We start from the raw sequence: 19,137 nt of genomic DNA on the forward strand, positions 1-19,137 counted from the left end.
TATTAGTGATTTTAATGAATAAGTGGTGGTAATAAACAGTGGCCGTTGGCAGCTGGTTCAATTAAGGCCAGTTTGTAACAATAGTGTGCAGCGCGTTTGAGGGGGGAGCGCATGACATTGTTGCTCAATGTTTTAGTTAGACATACCGCTTCAGGACAGTCTCCATTTTGCTTTACCTCATAGGTATTCACCCTGCACCTATTTTTAAGATTTATACAGCTGGCCGCTACTTGTTATTACCAAGTGTTATCCATAGCTCTTTATCTTCAATTGGTGTGGACTGAGGTAAAAACGGATTATCTATGGTTAATATCGTTTTATTGTCCCACTTGCTCAGAGGAAACAAGTGCTTAGTCGTAGGGTGCGTTTGCATATATTCATCAAAGCTACCATCTTTGATTGCCAGCATTAAACCCGACTTCAGGTCATCAATGAGCTGCGTGTTTTCTTTATGGGTAAAAAAGTACATTGGGAAGTGATAGTGCAAAATTACATCATCAAATACCTGTAACTTAGGCATGATTTGCTTTCGGCTTGCTACTTCGGAGAAGGCCTCATTAATCCCTCTGGGAAAAGCTCTACACCGATCGACATAAACTTGCTTAAACATGTTTTCATAGACGACGTTGGTGATCACGCTAAGGCCAGCGGCTAGCATGATGTCTGTATCAGGCCAGTGCTGTCCCTGACACAAAGTGATATTTTTTAGCGATTTTAAAGACTTGATTTGAGAGAATAGCGGTTCTTTATCTTGATGAATGGTAAAAACGCGATAGCCAAGTAACCCTTTTATCAGTGGTATAGGCACCACCCCTAACTCTGACTCTCTTTGCTGATCGGTGCCTGCCCAGTACAAGTCAATTAAACGATTAGACTGCAGTTCTAGTAGCGCTCTCTCTTGTACCATATAAGGTGCAAATTGAATTCTAATTGGTTTGTTGATTTTATCGAAAGCCAGCTCTATGAGCCCAACATAATAATTATGTGTACTATCATGCTCTGATTGGCTGCCTCGAACGCGAATTGTCTCAGTGGCAATGGACGTGTGGCTTATTAGCAAAAGCCAAATAAGTATGAGCTTGTACATTGGTCTCTCATCATTGTTGCCCAATACTACTAGCGTAGTGCATCTTTTGACATTGCGTGGTGTTCATCTGGTTATTTACTTTTTTAGTAATTTAGCCTTTAAATGTGTTGCTTATTTTTTTCGTGCCTTCCAAGTGCCACCGTATTGATAGGTTTGAGCGAATTGCTTTTTGATGACGGTTAAACAGGGCCCACAAATAAACCGCCATTGGATATTATTGTCATAGCGACACCGGTACATGACCGCTTTGCTTTGCTGGCATTGTGCGCAAGTTTTATGGCGTAATCGCATGATCTCTATACTTAATGTTATATGAGAAAAGTGCCGCTAAATCACGTACTCAGGGTGTTCTACTCTCCATTTACTCTTATATCTAAGAATACAATTTATAAAATGGGTTTTGAGTGAACGTAATTTAGCTGGCAATATAGATACGAAACTGCTTGCGGTTCGATCAACATAGGCAAAAAGGCAATCAATATCGGGCTTTGTGGTCAGTCAATATGGCGAGTGTTACCGCATGTATTCTGTACTTTAAATGAGTTATTTATCCAATTTTACGCAGCACAAAAATATAGGGATGGTAGGTGCTTGCTGTTAGCGAATATAACGGTAATGAACTATTGTTTTCTCGATGAAAAGTACAACACATATGCTGAAACACAGCGGGTGTAAGGATTTATGCACTCTTCATTCATTGCATATTGGTGTATTATTGCGGTTTCGAAAGCGAAATCATTCAGACAGTGAGCAAAGAGACATATGGCCAGTACAGCACATGCGTTACATATTTTAGTAAAGCATAAAGAGCAAGCGGAAGATATCCTGAAGCAGTTAAAAAAGGGCGCTAAATTTCAAACTCTTGCGAAGAAGCATTCGACCTGTCCATCTGGTAAAAAGGGCGGAGATTTAGGAGAGTTTAGACGCGGCACCATGGTTCCTCAGTTTGATAAGGCCTGTTTTTCTGGAGAAGTGTTAACGCCTCAATTGGTCAAAACTAAGTTTGGTTGGCATATTATTAAGGTGTTATACCGCACGTAATAAACCCATATTCATGATGCGGTTCCGTTGATTTCATAAGTAAAATATTGGCCACATTAGATGTGGCCAATACAAAGTTAGTTATTTAAAAACATCTATATTCTTCACCGCCATTGCTATAGTCTCGTTGCCAATAGCAAGTTCTAGTGATACGTTCTTTACAAATGTGGGCAAAATCGTGATTAAACTGATATTGATTAGTGCCATTTGAATCTTGAAGGATAAAGTAGTATTCGCCGAGCTGAAAGGTAATATCCCACCACAATTCAGGGTTTGTTGGTGTACCGCGATAGCTTCTATTGCGTTTATTAACCGTATCTGTCCCAGCACAGTCAATCAAATCAAGGGTGGTAGAAAAGTTGCCTTGGCTATCTGAAACTAGAGCTTGGCCCCCTAAATTTTGACCTTGGTTAGATACACCCAATAGCACCACTGGTGCAAAGGGGACTGCAGCGCCATTTGCATCAATAACAGTTCCTGACATACCCAATTGATTATGTGCTTCAAGTAAGGAAGGATGTAATAAGTTAGTCAGGTTTTCATTATTCCACACTCTATTGTTTGATATTCTTGCTCCCGCATCAGGGTTTGATAGCGTAAATGCGTATTGTGCGGAAACAGGTGGCAAGCTTGCTGGATTTGCACGTGTGCGCAGTACAAGTGTTGAGTTTCCTGTTGTATTAAGGGTTACCAGTTGGTTATTTGGTGCCTGTAACCAAGAAGAGCCACCCCAAATTTCAAAAATAAATTGATCACTGGCGCTGAAATTAAGTCTCACCTGACTTTGGTTTGCATCGGTTTGATATGTGAAAAAATCCAAGTCGTTTTGGTTGTCCATATTGCCTTGCACAGTTGCAATAGAGGTCAGTGCTGTTGCCTGTGATGGCTTATCATTTGACTCGTTTGCATCAAAATCCGGATGACTAAACCAACCCATGATTGCGTTATTGGCAGCAGCCCATTGCGTTGATTCTGCTGCGATAATATAGGCACCTGGTTCTACTTTAAATACAACTTGTTCAGTGACTGAGTTTGCTTGATTTGATATGTCCAAAGGGGTGAGACTGTCATCAGCTTCTAGTTTAAATAGGAACAAGTTGTAGTCAACATTGGCAGGTATGTCGACCATGAGCCCTTCGATTTTTGTCGAGGTTGTAACTTCAACGCTATAACACTGTATTTGTCCCTGTGCTGTAAAGGCGGTGTAAACGGCATTGTTTAAGTCTAAATTAGGGCATCCGCTACGCTGTGCTGGTGTGGAGCTAGGTGTCGTTAAAGGCTGAGCAGTGTTTAAGTGACTTAGCTGCGGCTGTTGTTTAATTTGGTCGGGGTTTTGAATTTGAACTGCTAATGGCTGTCGTTCAAGGCTCGGGTATATTTCGTTAAGCGTTCCATCATGTTGCACTGGGCTTGCTATATCTTCAATTTTTAATTGTGGTTTATAGTCTGTTTCAATGTGCAAATTATGTTGATCAATAGCCGATGCAGTAAAGCTTGCTAAAATCGACATAGATGCACTTATTATTAGTTTATTCACGATCTAAGTTCCTTTCGTTAAAATAATAAATTACACACTGTTTAAAAAGCATGCATTTTTACTGTATTTAATATGCAAGTTATAAGCAATAATGATGTGTGAAAAATAATCACATTAATTGCGACTGATCAGATTTTATACTTGTTAGAGCGTAATTTTTGGGCTATTTTTGACTAATTCATATTTATAGATTAAGCCAATTACTCATGCGTGGCTTTCAAGGATTGGAGCAAACTGATGGAAATTAATCGAAATAACATCGTTACAAATCAGCAAACACTCACTGGCAGCGAGCAGTCATCACTTACAAAGCAACTGAAAGAATCAAGGATACAATCTGAAGCGCCTAAAACCTCGGCAAAAGTGACCTTAGACACTAATGTGGGCATCAAAGAAGAGCATTTCAAAGCTGCTCAGGAAGAAGCGGTAAGAGCCACGCTTGCTTATATGGAGACAATGGAAAAGACACAGCAAGCACTGAAAACTAGCCTAAGTGAATTTGATAAGTTCAAAGCAGAGCAGGCTAATCAAAACCCGCATTTAGATTTAAAGGATTTAGACTTATACCAAGATAAAGAAGGTAATTTAAAGCTCAGTAGTGGCAGGCTTTCTTCTTCACAGATAAATGATTTGGAAGCGGCTTTGGCTGGCAATGAAAAGTTGAAAGACGCCTTTACTCAAATACACAGCGGTATTGTTGACAGTCTCAAGCATAGAGATTCTTATCTATATGCTGATTTAAATTCGTCTTCTTTAAATGGGTCTATCAGATTAAATGAACTGACACAGCAATATGATAAACAATTTCATCCTGAAGGTTTTGGAGAAGAATATAAAACACTCTCTGAGCGCTTAAACGTAGACACAGGATTGTTTGGTCACCTTTTATTCGAAGCTGTTAACCCAAAAGTACGTACATCTGCATAGATATATAATCAAAGAAGGCAATCTCTTTAAAATAGCAATAAGTATGTAGTGATAGGCCATTGCCAAAAAACTAAAGAGTTATTAATTATATGGTGAAATTACCGAGGTTAAAATTACCTAATATACTGAAGTTCGCCATTTAGTCTGGTAATAATTGACAAGTGATATTTTTTGAAGCGAAGGCCGCGTTGCTTGTTTGGGCTAGTTAAAACCGTATGAAAATTAATGTTACGTGAAAATACATGCCTGTTTTTTGATAACGAGCTATGTCCATATATGGTTGAAACCTACGACGCCTAATGGTAAAGGTAAGTTTATTTAGTCAGTGGGTTGGATTGTGTTCTCTATTTTAACTATATTTATCAAAGGGGTGGGCTCTAAGTAGGTATAAATCTAAATTAGTAGATACTGAGGGATATTTTCTGTTAGTAAGTCGATATATTGAATTAAATCCTGTTAGAGCCAAGTTAGTGCCATAATCTCTGGAATAAAGGTGGTCTAGTTATCGGCATAGCGTAAAGTGTATTTAGATTTTTGGTCTTCACCGTCAAATAAGATAGATAAAGTATATAGCTCGGTTAGCAAGAGAAAATTTATATAAAGTAATGACTTAGATCCATGATTCGACAAATAACGTGTGGGTGCTTGGTGGTGAGTACTTTAAACATCAGCTTGAAATGCTATCAGGTAGAAAGTGGCACCTTTACAGCGTGGAGGCGAGAGAAATTCATCGAGTTATAAGAGCTAGGTAGATAACCAATGACTATGACCTCATTGATTTAAAGTGCATGGTCAAGCGACCCATGCACGGCTTTAGATTTAGCAGTGATTAATAAATTCTTCCATAAGTATGCCACTGGCTATCAAAGGTATAAATACCACCATTGTGATATATTGGACCTTGACACTGAATGTGACCTCTATGCCTGTATCTGAGCATATACGCTTGAATACCAATATCTACTTTTGCTTTCGCGTCTACAGACATAGGGGTGCTATCAGCGTATTCATATTGGCATATTGTTATTGGTCCATTGTAATACTGAGGAGAAACGTCTAAGTCTTTTGCCGAAGCTGATGCAGCAAGTGGTGCTAGTAATAATAGAGAGGCAATATATTTTTTCATTTTATTTCCTTATTTTAAGTTTGAAATTAATGCTAATTTCGAGAGGGAATATACCTTGGTTGAGATGTGAGTTCAAAAAATGAAATTGATTTTTTGTGGGGTAAATAAGTAGTATAAACAATGGGTTGTTTATTTTGGGTTGTTTTGTTCACATGTTAATTAATAATTGGTTCAGTGGTTTGGGTGTGAATATTATTGTTTTACTAATCGTGTTGTTATTTTGTTTGTAACTTTTTAATTATATGTTTTTTTAAAATTGGCGCTCTAGGCGCCTAGTTTAATATTATTATTTATGTTCTATGTTAATTATATTGGCAGGCTTTTCGTCTTTTACAATCTTTCCATCTTTAATTTCTATAATACGATCCATCATTGAAAGCACATCATAAGAGTGGGCGATAGAGATAACGGTTTTACCTTTCATGAGTGTTTTTATTGAAGTAATAAACTCGGATTTTAGCTCAGGATCTAAGGCACTGGTGGCTTCATCTAATAACAGTATTTTTTTGTCTCTTAATATGGCTCTGGCAAATGCTAGACGTTGGCGCTGTCCGCCAGATAATTGCCCACCATTTTCACCTATAAAAGCAGCTAGCCCTTTTCGACCACGCGCGTCGCTATAGTCTTCTACAAACTCTAACGCATTGACTTTTTTGAGGGCTTGTCTGACAGACTCTCTGCTGACATTATTTAATCCAAACGCGACATTTTCATAAATACTTTGATTAAACAGCCCGATATCCTGATTTAAAAAGCTGATTTCATTACAGACTTTATCGGTTGGGTAATCTTCGATATTTTTACCATCAATATAAATACCACCGCTTTCTATTTCATCGATGCCTGTGAGCATATTAAGCAAGGAAGATTTACCAGCACCAGAGGGGCCGATGATCCCGACTTTTTCACCTGATTTTATTTTTAAAGACAGGTCGGTAAATAGAGGGGCTTTGTTTTCATAGGCGAATTCGACATTTTTAAAGGTGATTTTACCGTTTGATACATTGAAATTGCCTTCGTCTTCGAGCGGCTCAATATCTTCCAAAAATTCATTGACGACTTCTCTGCCTACGGTGACTTGGCCCCAAGAAACAAAAAAGGCATCAAACTCTTCTTGGCACCACTCAGACAATGAGATCACACGATAAACCAAGGCTAACACCATGGAAAACTCACCAATGGATAGGGTGTTATTGAGCCAAAGCTGCAAACATAAAGCCCCAGTGCCAACGACTAAAATCCCATTGAGTAGCCCTACGACGGACGCAAAGTTAGAGAAAACCCGATACTCTTTTGCTACTACTCTACGATGACGCGTTGCCCACTTCTGCGCAAACTGTTGCTCATAGTCATCATTTGAGAGCATTTTTACTGTGCGGATACGAGCAAAGCGCTCAGTGAATTTGCCAGTGATCTCTGCGCAGCTTTGTGCCTCTAATCGGTTGGTGGTTTTGGCTTTTGGGATCCACTGCCCTAACAGCATGGCCAAAAATAAGCCTGTCCATATTAAAAAGGGCAGTGTCAGCCAGCCGTCAATATTCCCCACATAAAGTAGTAAAGCCCCTAAAAATGCCAGTAAAAAACCGGCAAAACCACAAAACTGCAATACCACATCGATGATGGCTTCAGAGGTATCGACTATGACAATGGCGGTTGAGCCGGGATCGTCTTCTTCATGGTAGCTTGCAGGTGAGGCAATGAGCGTACGATAGAGCTTAATTAGGGTATTTTTTTGTAGGTTTGGCCCTAATAATTGATGAAAAACGAGGTTTTTAACTAGGGTAATGGTGGGAATGACCACGGCAATCGCAATGGCGACAAACGCAAGTTCATAGCCTTTGTCATTGAGCGTGATGCTACTACTTGCGGTATCGAGCCAGTCAACGAGCTCACCCAAAAAATCGAAAGTGACAATCTGTAAAATGCCGCCTAGCAACGAGATAAAAAAGGCGACCACTATCCAGCCAGAAAACTCCTTAGTGCATTGTCGGATAAAGGATAGGTTATGATCTGCTTCATTTAACTGGCTATCAAAAGCGTCTTTGTGGCCTAGTTTTTCGAATAACTTAAATAGTGATTTCATTGCTTTGTATGGCACCTAGATGTATCTAGTAAAGCTCATGCTAACTTGCGTGGGCTCAGAATGAATAAGCCACCGAGACGAATATAATCTTTCGTTTCAGTGGCTTGAAATGCATACCCAGCTGCTTTTAGGGCAGACAAGGCTAAGCTTTATTCGTCGTCATCATCGTCGTTGGATGTTTCTGGCGTATAGTCATCCCAGTCACCGGCTTCTGGCATAGATAACTCATCGACGTTTTCACACTTGACTGCTTGATTGACATATTCTCTCATGTCTTTAGATAAGAAAAATGAGCCAAAATGTGCTTCAGGCGAGTAATATTTTGTTTGAATATCTGCCTTGTTATAACGCGCTTCAATTTCTTCCAGTGACAGGGTGTTAATGGTGCCACTGCGTGTTGCCCAGATAAATGCATGTGAGCCGCCAAAGTAGTCATAGCAACCACCCATATAAATACCAGCCGGATTGTTAAACGCTTGCGTTAAGCGCGACACCATAGACTGCATCATATAAGGTTCGAAGTAAGGTGTGCCGCCTTGAGCGACTAAAATACCGTCTGCTTTTAGCGCAGTTAAGCAATTGCCAAAAAATGACTGAGTGAAAAGTGTTTCAGATGCGCCACCGTCTGGATCTGCGGCATCTAAAATGATTAAGTCAAAGCAGTCGCTATATTGTGAGATGATGTCAGCGCCATCACCAATACGCAGGACAAATCTAGGGTCATCAAATGCGCCATTGTTTATCTCTGGTAAATACTTGCGGCTCAGTTGGATAATTTGCTCGTCAATATCGACCATAACGACGTTTTCTACGCTGTGGTGTTTTAATACTTCGCGTGCGCTACCGCCGTCACCACCGCCAACAATCAGTACATTTTTAACCTTGCCATGAAATAAAATCGGCACGTGCGCCATCATTTCGTGATAAATATGTTCACCCTTGGTGGTGACCTGAATGCCATCGTCAATGCGCATTACTTTGCCAAGGTGGCGAGTTTCAAAAATACTGACATCTTGGAATTCAGTTTCCACATCGACCAAATCTTTTTCTGAACGAAGTGCAACGTGAACGCCACTTGTCATTTGCTCGTAGTGCCATTTAATCTTAGTCATTTGCTTGCGTACTCCGTTTATTATGCGGTTTGTAGGGGTGGCTGAAATTGGCTGTGTAAAAGTGGCTGAAAATCTCCTGCATCAGTGACAGAGCCTCCTCTGGTGAGGGAGTTAACGAGCATTTTGCCAGGCTGAAAGTGTGCCTCTATCACTGGTAGGCATAATTCAGGTTGTGCATCGCCACACATAAAAATATCCATAGCGGCGAAGTTATATTCAGGCCAAGTGTGAATAGAAATATGACTCTCTGCCAAAATGATCATGCCTGATACACCGCCATTGGTTTCAAATGGGTGTAAGTGGGTCTTTAAAATGGTGGCATTGGCTGCATTAGCACAATCAATCATCATCTGCTCTATATTCTTTTCACCAATTAGGTTAGTGGCGTCGAATATATCGACAATAATATGCTGACCTAATGGGTTTACTAACTCAGGTTTTGATGAAGGTATATTCATGCTTTTACTCTGTGTTCTGTTTTAATGTGGCTTTGGCATTTTGCCTTTTTCATTACTAACGCAGTGATAAGGGCGCCAAGTTGACAGCCAGATCACAGGGGTTGAGAATTTCATCATTGATGATTTCCAAGTGCGGACATTGCAGCATTGAAATGTGCAATGATTGTGGAAAAAACACGGTTCAGTAAAAAGTACGGTTATACACTCTTTTAATTCATTGATTTTATTCGGCTCTAATAGCTTTGCGTAAACTGGCTGTGTTTGAGCACATCATAAGCGGCTTAATCAATCACTGATTTCTTAATCTATAAATCACCACACATTACAATGTAAATTCATCACAAAGTGCGTGAGATCAAAGTGTTTTACCCAGTGTTTTTATATAAAACCTTGGTTACTGTTGCCTGATGAGCTTAACCGCACAGTTAATACGGCTTTGCTAAGGGTCTGTGGTTGGTGGTTTATTACTTTTTACACTTTGTTGTTAAATAATATATGCGAAGCTTCGTCATGGTGATAGATAAAATAAAAGGTCTTGTTACCACATTTATATTGAGTGAAAAAATTAACAAAGTGATGTTGTCTCAGTGATGTGGTGAAGTGTGCTTTTTTATAAATGATTTCAAATCTTTTATTAGGGTGGATTATTAATATATTTATATTAATGCGATTTTCTAATGATTTTTGATGGTGATTGGTGCCTTTTAAGCTTCGGGCATCGCAATGAACATAATCGTATAAAGGAATAATATACAATGAAATATTTAAACAAAGCGTTAGCTGCAAGCGCGCTTGTACTCGGTATGTCTGCAAATCTAGCATCAGCAGCGCAAGTAACGATTACAGAGCAAAATTATGGTGGTGGTATCATCATTGAAAAGCTAGATGCGGTGCTAGACGATAGCCAAGCGGGTACGTTTTCTATGACGGTAAGTGAAAACCACTTCACTGTCAGTGCAACAGATAGTAATGGCCGTAGGTTTAGTTGTCGCATGAATGGCATTGTTACTTACGACAAGCCTGATTTACTTGAAAAAGTAACGAATATTGCATCTGCTTTCTCAGCAGGTGACAGAGTGCAAGTTGAGGTACAAAAAGGCGTTTTACCTCAAAAATGCCATGTCAAAAAAGTCTTAAACTTCTAATTTAGTTTGACGGGCAAACTTGCATAGGCAAGTTGAATTCTACTTTTTGGGTCAGCTTTGCTGGCCCATTTTTATTTATATTAAGTGTGAATACGAGAGACGAACAGGTCTGCTAACACCAATTTTGATACCACAATAAGCATGATATCTTGTGGTGCTACGAATTTAGACAAGAGCGCCTTCAGTGACTAATATTTGCTTGAAAGTATCTCGCCTTAACTGTCGGTGTACATAAAAGGGGATGCGGCTGCGGCTAATTTCACGTAAAATTACGCTGTTATTTATTGGCATTTATTTTAGTGCGCAATGCGCATGTATAGACTCACCTTATTACTCAACAAGTTAACGCTCGTTAGCGTATGGCTTGTTTGAAGGCAATTATGAAAAAAACATTTGAATTAACTCACCCGAAAGTAAAACTAGCAAGACGCGTTGACGCGGTTAAATTTGAAATCAAAAAATACCTAAAGCGTGAGCGTAATAAAACGCTACCAGAAGGCGCGGACTTTTGGGACTTTGATTGTAAGTTTGGTAATACAGAAGCGGAAGCACAGCCTGTTCATGTCTCACAAATCAACAAGCTAATAGATCAAACTCAGCAAGAAAACCTGACGTCATTTTATGTTGAAATCCTAGCAAAAGCTGGTCACAGACAAGCACGTACTTCAGAAGATGATGCTGAGCTGTAACGCAAGCAGTCAGTAAATGAAAGCGGGGCCGATGATAACATCGCCCCTGTTTTATCTGGCATTTTTTCGTTGGTCATTCGATAGCGTATTGCGCCGTATTTTAAGTAAGACTAGCTAATAACAGCATCTGTCCTTAAAGCATAAAGTGACACTTCTCCAAAGTTAAAACTCACCAATGCCATTGAGCCCTCTCTCGCCATATTCCAACCCATAAATCTCATACTTATCAGATACAAAGTTATACAGTTTGTTACAGGAAAAAATTAGAAAAGCTGCAATTATCTTGGCAGTTTAAAAGTTGAGATGCTAGTAAATAAATCTAACCCAAAAAAGGAACTTGTAATGAGATTAAAAAATCAATATGTAGCAGGCTTGGTTTCAGCGCTTTTATCAGTGAATGCATTGGCAACAACCGATCGTGATTATGAACACCGGTGGCTTGACCCAAATGGCGATCCTATGTTGGCTCTACAGTGGAACTTGCTTAATTCAGGTTTACTGAATAACTCACAATCAGGGGTCGACTTGAACCTTTGGCAAACCCATATTTGGGGTCACAAAGGTCAAGATGTACTCGTTGCTGTGATTGATACTGGTGTTGATGTGAGTCATGGTGACTTAAATTCCAATATGGTTGATGACCCATTAATAGATGCAGTTCCTGGGCATCGTTCAAGTCATGGCACCATGGTCGCAGGTATCATTGCTGCGGTGCAAAACAATGTTGGAGTGAGAGGGGTTGCACCTGAAGCGACTATGGCGTCCTTTGCGAATTTTGGTGGAACGTTTGACAGTCATGAGCAATGGAAAGTGAGTCACGGCTTTGACGGGAATAACTTGGATAACTCAACTGCTGATAGGGTGCGAGTTTTTAACAAAAGCTATGGTATGAGCCCAGTTGTAAGTTTGCCTTATACGTTCTCAAAAACCGTGAAAGATGGGCAGGGTAATGATGTTTTATTTTTTAACCTGCCAGAGCAAGAAAAAATCTATGAGGCGGTATCTTTATCAACACATTTAGACCCGCGTACAGCGGTGTATGTTCAAGCGGCTGGTAATGCTTATGAACGTGCTCGCATTCATTATTTCACTGAGAACAGCATCGCATATTTAGGTTATACAGTTCCAGCTCAAGGCAATCATGGTTTGCCATGGACAAATAGTAATTCATTTTACACAACGGCTAACTTTTGGAATTTATCTGTCAGTGCACTCAGTGCAAATGGTACTTTATCAAGTTACTCAACCGTTGGCAGTAGTGTTTTCCTAACCGCTCCGGGTGGCGGTGACAGAGGAACGCCAGGCCATGCGACGCCGCGGCTCTCTTGTGATTTTATCGTTGAAAATCTAGATGCGAATTTTGATTGTAGTGACTATGATGATTTCACCGTAAGAATGAATGGCACCTCTTCAGCGGCACCAAATACATCAGGGGCGATTGCATTGCTGTTATCCGCAGCTGAACAGCAAAACCATGATCTGACACCGCGTGATATTCGCCATCTACTCGCGAGAACCGCGACTAAAGTAGACCCAACTCGTGGCGATATTGAAGTTAATGGCATCACAGGTCTGGAGGGCTGGTCAACGAATGCTGCTGGGTATGACTTTTCACCTTACTACGGTTTTGGTTTAGCTGATGTAGATAAAGCGACCGAGCTGGTTCGACGTTTTGCCATTGAAAACTTGCCATCTGAACTGGTTAAGACCCCATGGTATGGACTAAATAATACTGTCGATGCAGTCATCCATGATGACGCTACGCGCAAGACAACAGCGAGCATTAAAGTAGAGGATGATCTGTTTATTGAAGGTGTGCAAATCCGTCTCAATGCGACACATACCCGTATTTCTGACTTGAAGGTAGAGCTTGAGTCTCCAAATGGTACTCGAAGTATTGTGATGTCACCTTTTAATAACTTAATCGGTCAACACCTTAATTTACCAGTGCAGGCCGAAGGCAGCTCAGATGGTTATAACGATCACCTGATGTTGAGTTATAAATTCTGGAATGAGAAAGCTAATGCTGGCAATGGTGAGTGGAAGATTCATATTACAGATATGAGCAGCGATCCGTTGAACTTTACTTTACACAGAAATGGGACAAGCGAAGTTGTTACGGTTAAAAATAGCACACAACCAGGAACACTGGACAGCTGGTCAATTCGCATCTTGGGTCATAAAAATAAAGTGACAAAGAAAAAAGCGCTTTAACTGCTTTGCGAGCTGAACAAACTCATTGTTTAACTTAATATAAAAGCTGAAGTTATGGGGTCACGGTATGGCCCCATTTTTATGCACCGTTCATTTGCTGTTAGATACCTTAGATTTAAAAGTGGTATATAAAAAACGCTTACTAGCGCTTTGATAAAACAGGTCATGATGGCTATAGGTTTGTGGAGACTTAAGAGGCCCCCACAGTATTAAACACGTTACTTAGTTGGCCGCTTGAGGGGCGCTATTCGCTGTTTTTAATCTGTTTTCTAATCGTTCCAGTTGTTCAGCGAGGGCATTTTGCGTCATTTCTAGCTGTGCAATGCTACTGCCAATTTCAACTTGTTTAGCGTCACTGCCGCGAGAGTGAGACTTTAACTTATCTAAATCTGTGTTGATGGAGGTTAGTTGATTTTTCAGGGTTTCGGCAGCTTGCAGTTGTTCTTCTAAAAGTGACAACTTGAATACCAAGTCAGTTTGGCTTTGAGCGAGCGTATCAACGCGGGTAGCGACACCAGATTGTGCATTCACGTGCTTGCTTTGATTGCTTGAAAGGGTAGCTGTTTGCTCTTTTAGCTTTTTGATTTCAGATTGGTTTCTGCGCCAAGCTGATGCCCAAAGCTTGTCCATTTGTGACCAAAGCTCATCAGTGCGCTCACTTAAGGCTGTTAAGTTTGCTTGCATTGCACCTGCTGAAAGACCCATTTCTTCCCCAGTGGCAGAGAGCGTGCGTTCCAGCTCAGCAATGCGTTTTGTTGACTCAATTAACTGTGCTTGTGTGGCTTGGTTTTGTTGATAGAGGCCATAAGAGCATGCCGCCAAGGCGATTAAAGCTGCGCTGCCAAGCCATGTCATTAAGCCTGATTGTTTAGCTGGTGCACTGGGCTGCTCAGGATCTTGGTCTGGCAAAGGCACTTTATTCGATGGGTTGAGGGACTGTTTAAAGGTTTCAACCTGATCTAAGTCGGGCGTAATACTGGGCAATTCAGGTTCAATTCTTTTATCCAACGCACTTTCCTCTTCTGAGCTCTTTATGGAATAGGGCAGCTTACTCGAAAATTTAAATAGATGGAATCGACAAAGTATGGGCGTGAGATAGGTTGGTTGATATTTAAGCTCAACTACGCCGTGTAGCTGTTGACTCGATGCAAAAAAGTTGGGATTGACCCTATCTGAGCAGTGCTCTGCTGCTTCACTCCTTACCTACCCTACCCAGAGATGAGGATGAGTGAATATCATGCTAACGTCGTTTCTAAACAAATGTTTTTGAGAGTGAAATTACTCAATATGAATAATATTCATAACTCTATCTTGCGATGTACCGAACAATAGAACCATACTTTTTTCTTTCTCATTGTGTCTGTGTTACTTTCATGTGTATGTAATTAATAGGTATTTTTTACTTTTCCCGCTGTGCGACAGATACCAACAAATGTGAATTTTTTAATAAATGCACTTTTTCCATCATGACTTACTGGCGAGTCGTTTTCTTCCTGCTACTTTTTTGTATGAACCAGTCAAAAAATCGTAATGATAATTGATTGCACCGCCAAGGATCTATCCGGGGTTTGGGTAGAAGCTTGACTAAACGGACTCTTTATTTACAGGCTAGGTACTATGGGGATTTCATACCACAGTTACATTGGGACAACTGTTGATCAGTTGCCGCAGCTTCCGTGTTCGACAAGCGGACACCTTTCATTAAGCACGCCAGTTGGCAGTTGTGTTGATAAATTTGGCCGAGTTTGGTTAGCGGATACCGCGCACAATCGCGTGCTGGTATTTGATGCCAAGATGGATCAAATTTTGGCAAGCTTTGGCACCGTTGGGACGGGGCCTGAACAGTTTAATATGCCCTTTAGGTTAGTCACGCACCCAGAAAAGAATTGGATATACGTCACCGATATTGGCAATTTCAGAGTGCATATTCTGTCTTATTCCGAGTCATTAGAGATTAAAACCGTGAAGATCTTTGGCAATGAACCCGAGGTCGCACTGAGAGGTCCTAACGGCATTGTGGTGCATAACGGTAAGTTGTGTGTGGCTGACGAGTTTTATGAAGGTCAACACAGTGAATCTCGATTGGTGATTTTTAGTGAAGATGGCCAATTTGAGCGCACAATTGAAGAGATAGTGCCTGAAAACGGCGGTGATACGGTGCATTTACTTTGGCCGCAAGGGCTGAGTTTAGATAAAGATGGCAATATTTACATTTCAAATACGGGCTTTTCGACAGTCGTGCGCTGCGACTGGCAAGGCAAGGGCGTGACCTTTAGCGCCACAGGTAAGTGCTATATTGATGGCTTAGCGCTTTCTCGCGGCGTGACAGTGATACAAAATCGCGTATTGATCCCCGGTGGTAAAGCCAATGCGATTTCTGTGTATGACTTAAATGGTCAATTTATGGGGAGCTTAGACGGCTTTTTTGCGCCAGTGCAAATTACTGAATTTAACGACCCGCAAACCATGTTGATCACTGAACCGTTTTTAGCTTCATTGCAAAAGCACACGGTCAACCTTGCCACGCTCAAAGGCGGAAAGTCACGCTCAACCAAGGTGCTTAAAGCAGTTGGGGACGAGCGGGATAACCCAGGCCAGTTGCACTTTGTGACCTCGGTGGTGGGTGATGTGACGCAAACCCAATCTGGCTACTCGAGCAATGCGCCTTTGCTTGAACACTGGATTGAACATCAACTTGCCTTGCAAGATCAACTGCTTAAAGTAATGCAGCCACCGGGTTTGCCATCTTGGCTGAGTATTGCACTGTCAGCGCAAACTGAGTGGGTGCAAAGGTGGCAGCAGACCATGGTGCGGGTTTTTCTCAACGATAAGTTTGATGACCCAGAAGACTTACTCTGGATGATGGACTCAGGCAATTATCAATTGCAAGCCACTGAAGACGGTAAAAGTGATTCAGCCAGACCGATCAGCTTGCCCATGCTACCGGGCTCTTTGGGCATAGCGGCACTGACACCAACTAAACCGCTGCCAGGTCAGCTAGATTACAGCGTGCCCTTGCTGGTGGTGAGTAACTACCTCAGTGGCATAGTGACCATTTTACAATACAACGATACCTTGGGGGAGCTTGTGCCTTACACCGTATTTGGTGGCCTTGGCACAGGCGACGAGCAGCTCAATCAGCCACAGGGCATTGCCATAGATCCAACCAACAACGACATTTTAATCGCAGATTCGGGCAATAACCGCATTTGTCGCTGGCGACTTTCTGATACTGGCGGGCCATTTTTAGTCCACACCTTCGGTCGCTTGGGCGCTGAGCATGGGGAGTTTCACACGCCATCGGATATCACCGTCGATGAGCAAGGTCAGTGCTTTGTTACAGACCAAAATAACAACCGCATTGAGGTGTTTGACAGTCATGGCAAGTGGTTACGTAGCTTTGGTAAAGAGGGCTATGGCACTGCCAGTGAAAGCTTTTTACTGCCCACCAGTATTGACCACGAGAATGGCTACTTATTTGTCTCTGATTTAGTGAATAGAGCCATAAAAGTATTCAATTGCTCAGGTGAGTTTTTAGAGTCATTCAGTGGGTTTGGCGCTGACAGAGACAAAGGCCAGTTGTGGCTGCCGTACTTGTTGCATGTGAAAAACAACAAGGTCTACTTACCAGATTGCGCCTTGAATAGAGTCAACGTGTATCAATTTAATATTTAACAAGGACTGTACATCCGCTATGACTGGACGAGGTATGTAAACATAGCCATGTGTACAGGGAATGCCTGGGGGAATTATGGAAAGTGTATTTAAGCGTGCACAGGGTAAAAAACTGTCACACCGCAAATCTCAAGAGTCGAACGGCGTTTGCCAAAAATCAGAGGCAGACTCTAAGCAATTATTACAGCAGTTTCAGGATGTGATTAAGCACGTTGAAACCAATGCCGAAGATGAAGGGTCGTGCAAAGATGCATTGCGACGCTTGTATACCAGTCATGAGTCCAGCTTTTCTGCTAAGAAAGTGACTGGTCCGCACGAGTAACAAGGAGGTGTCATGAATTTTTCAATTCATAATGCGCCCATCAGCACGCGGGCGTGGATGATAGTGGTGCTATTTGCCATTGGTTTGTTTGCTAATTCCTTGTTGGATGCCCATAACACCAACAAGCATATGCGTGCCAATTATGAGTATGGTGTGCAGCTCATCATTGAAAGCGCACTGGGTGTGATCAACCACTATTATGAGCAAAGCCGAAGCGGTGCATTGAGCGAGGAAGAGGCAAAGCGGCTCGCTTTGGTGTCTATTTCGGCCATGCGCTTTGACAATGGCAATTATATCTTTGTTGCCGACAAAGACGGCATACAGCTCGCATCGGGGCTGAAGCATTTATTGGGGACCAATATCTTGCCGCTCAAAGATGGGAACGGCAAACTCTTTGTTGAAGAGCTGTACGCCACCGGTAAAAGCGGCGGTGGGTTTGTTGAGTACCTTTGGAAAACATCCCCTGATGCCACTGAGCTGACTCCCAAAACCAGCTATGCGGATTATTTTCACGAGTGGGATTGGATGATAGGCACAGGCATTAACATTACCGCTTTAGAAGAAGACATTGCGCACTCGCAGATGATCTCCTTAATGAATGTCGTCATGGTATTGGCTGTATTGTCGACCTTGGTGATTTACTTTATTCGCAGCATTACAAAGCCCATTAAGAGTACGGTATCTGCGATGCGTGACTTGGCCAGTGGCGAAGGAGACTTGACCCAGCGATTAAAAGAAGAGGGTAGCAAAGAGCTGATTGACTTGGCGCAGTACTTCAACCGCTTTGTTGGCTCCATTCAAGATATTATGCTCAGTGTCAGTGCCGCAGGCACCCAGTTGTCGGACTCAGCCAATCGCTTGTCATCCTCGGTATCATCGGTTGATATGAATTTAAATCAACAACGAAGCGACACCGAGCAGCTTGCGGGCGCCATGAGCGAGATGCTCACAGCCGTGACTGAGGTGTCTGGCAGAACGGTGGATGCCTCAGAGTTTAGTGTCAAAGCGGCCAAGCAAACCGAGCAAAGCTTAGAGATTATTGAGTGCAATATTCAAAAATCGCAATTACTGGCACAAGACATTGGCGAAGCCAGCCAAGTGATTGCGCAGTTGGCAGCAGATAGCCGCAATGTGGATACGGTATTAGAGGTGATCCGAGGTATTGCTGAGCAAACCAACTTGCTGGCCCTTAACGCAGCAATTGAAGCAGCCCGAGCGGGTGAAGCTGGACGAGGCTTTGCGGTAGTCGCAGACGAAGTACGCACCTTGTCACTGCGTACGCAAGAGTCAACGATTGAAATTCAAACCATCATTGAGAAGCTCCAAGCGGGGGCAGAGCAAGCGGTGGAGGTAATGAGCAAAGGCGCAGAAAAAGCCTCAAATACCTCAGAGATTTCTTCATCAGCAGGGGACGCCCTGAATGAAATAGCCCAAGAGGTTCACGCCATTCAAGGCATGAATCAACAGATATCCGCCGCCACAGAGCAGCAAACCATGACGGTGAATGGCATCAATCAAAACGTGGCGAATTTAAATGACGGCTCAACGTCCCTTGCCAGCGAGTCGACCTTAATGGCGACCGCCAGCGAAGAGCTCAGTCAGGTCTCTGAAGACATGATGAGAATGATCAACCGTTTTAAATTAGCCTAATGGCTCGGTGGGAGTACGAGTGTTTTAAGAGCAGATATAAGAGCAAACAAAAAACCAGATTGAGATCTGGT

15 protein-coding genes are annotated in these 19,137 nt (G+C 42.0%); 8 read left to right on the forward strand and 7 right to left on the reverse strand.

Translation table 11 applies throughout. From position 1 onward, the window contains the following. Window positions 1–226 precede the first annotated feature (226 nt). A complete protein-coding gene (locus AC2CZC_RS09135; RefSeq protein WP_484584565.1) occupies window positions 227–1,087 on the reverse strand; it encodes a hypothetical protein in 861 nt (286 codons plus the stop codon). 762 nt (window positions 1,088–1,849) lie between these two features. On the opposite strand from AC2CZC_RS09135, the gene ppiC reads away from it, so the two are divergent. Beyond that, window positions 1,850–2,128 (forward strand): peptidylprolyl isomerase PpiC, encoded by a 279-nt coding sequence (gene ppiC, locus AC2CZC_RS09140; RefSeq protein ID WP_484584566.1) that lies wholly within the window; start codon window positions 1,850–1,852, stop codon window positions 2,126–2,128. Between the two features lie 85 nt (window positions 2,129–2,213). Here ppiC and AC2CZC_RS09145 read toward each other — a convergent pair whose 3' ends face one another. After that, window positions 2,214–3,665, reverse strand: a complete 1,452-nt coding sequence (locus AC2CZC_RS09145) for a carboxypeptidase-like regulatory domain-containing protein (protein ID WP_484584567.1) — start codon at window positions 3,663–3,665, stop codon at window positions 2,214–2,216. A 237-nt stretch (window positions 3,666–3,902) separates the two neighbouring features. Between AC2CZC_RS09145 and AC2CZC_RS09150 the strand changes: the two genes are divergently transcribed. Next, window positions 3,903–4,592: a hypothetical protein gene (locus AC2CZC_RS09150; RefSeq protein ID WP_484584568.1), complete on the forward strand. Its 690-nt coding sequence runs from the start codon at window positions 3,903–3,905 to the stop codon at window positions 4,590–4,592. Between the two features lie 829 nt (window positions 4,593–5,421). On the opposite strand, the gene AC2CZC_RS09155 is transcribed toward AC2CZC_RS09150, so the two are convergent. The 4 genes from AC2CZC_RS09155 to speD all read right to left on the reverse strand — a co-directional run bounded on the left by AC2CZC_RS09155 (window position 5,422) and on the right by speD (window position 9,371). Continuing rightward, window positions 5,422–5,718, reverse strand: a complete 297-nt coding sequence (locus tag AC2CZC_RS09155) for a hypothetical protein (RefSeq protein WP_484584569.1) — start codon at window positions 5,716–5,718, stop codon at window positions 5,422–5,424. 286 nt (window positions 5,719–6,004) lie between these two features. Continuing rightward, window positions 6,005–7,801 carry an ABC transporter ATP-binding protein gene (locus AC2CZC_RS09160; RefSeq protein ID WP_484584570.1) on the reverse strand — a complete coding sequence of 599 codons (1,797 nt, stop codon included), beginning with the start codon at window positions 7,799–7,801 and terminating at the stop codon, window positions 6,005–6,007. 149 nt (window positions 7,802–7,950) lie between these two features. Further along, the gene (speE, locus tag AC2CZC_RS09165; protein ID WP_484584571.1) at window positions 7,951–8,913 is read right to left on the reverse strand and encodes a polyamine aminopropyltransferase; all 963 of its coding nucleotides are present in this window, start codon (window positions 8,911–8,913) and stop codon (window positions 7,951–7,953) included. 20 nt (window positions 8,914–8,933) lie between these two features. Further along, entirely contained in the window at window positions 8,934–9,371 is a 438-nt protein-coding gene (speD, locus tag AC2CZC_RS09170) for an adenosylmethionine decarboxylase (RefSeq protein ID WP_484584572.1), read from the reverse strand. A gap of 755 nt (window positions 9,372–10,126) precedes the next feature. Between speD and AC2CZC_RS09175 the strand changes: the two genes are divergently transcribed. From AC2CZC_RS09175 to AC2CZC_RS09185, 3 genes are all read left to right on the forward strand, one after another. Next, the gene (locus AC2CZC_RS09175; protein ID WP_484584573.1) at window positions 10,127–10,516 is read left to right on the forward strand and encodes a hypothetical protein; all 390 of its coding nucleotides are present in this window, start codon (window positions 10,127–10,129) and stop codon (window positions 10,514–10,516) included. A gap of 380 nt (window positions 10,517–10,896) precedes the next feature. Further along, window positions 10,897–11,205, forward strand: coding sequence for a DUF6172 family protein (locus tag AC2CZC_RS09180; RefSeq protein ID WP_484584574.1), 309 nt, complete (start codon window positions 10,897–10,899; stop codon window positions 11,203–11,205). A gap of 342 nt (window positions 11,206–11,547) precedes the next feature. Next, the gene (locus tag AC2CZC_RS09185; protein ID WP_484584575.1) at window positions 11,548–13,419 is read left to right on the forward strand and encodes a S8 family serine peptidase; all 1,872 of its coding nucleotides are present in this window, start codon (window positions 11,548–11,550) and stop codon (window positions 13,417–13,419) included. A gap of 222 nt (window positions 13,420–13,641) precedes the next feature. On the opposite strand, the gene AC2CZC_RS09190 is transcribed toward AC2CZC_RS09185, so the two are convergent. Next, on the reverse strand, window positions 13,642–14,427 hold the full coding sequence (locus tag AC2CZC_RS09190; protein WP_484584576.1) for a hypothetical protein: 786 nt from the start codon (window positions 14,425–14,427) through the stop codon (window positions 13,642–13,644). A gap of 609 nt (window positions 14,428–15,036) precedes the next feature. Between AC2CZC_RS09190 and AC2CZC_RS09195 the strand changes: the two genes are divergently transcribed. From AC2CZC_RS09195 to AC2CZC_RS09205, 3 genes are all read left to right on the forward strand, one after another. Further along, window positions 15,037–17,094: a 6-bladed beta-propeller gene (locus AC2CZC_RS09195; RefSeq protein WP_484584577.1), complete on the forward strand. Its 2,058-nt coding sequence runs from the start codon at window positions 15,037–15,039 to the stop codon at window positions 17,092–17,094. Window positions 17,095–17,170: 76 nt separating this feature from the next. Further along, entirely contained in the window at window positions 17,171–17,416 is a 246-nt protein-coding gene (locus AC2CZC_RS09200; RefSeq protein WP_063362546.1) for a hypothetical protein, read from the forward strand. A gap of 12 nt (window positions 17,417–17,428) precedes the next feature. Continuing rightward, window positions 17,429–19,066 (forward strand): methyl-accepting chemotaxis protein, encoded by a 1,638-nt coding sequence (locus AC2CZC_RS09205; protein WP_484584578.1) that lies wholly within the window; start codon window positions 17,429–17,431, stop codon window positions 19,064–19,066. Window positions 19,067–19,137: the final 71 nt, after the last annotated feature.

Source organism: Pseudoalteromonas sp. MMG033 (assembly GCF_057197785.1).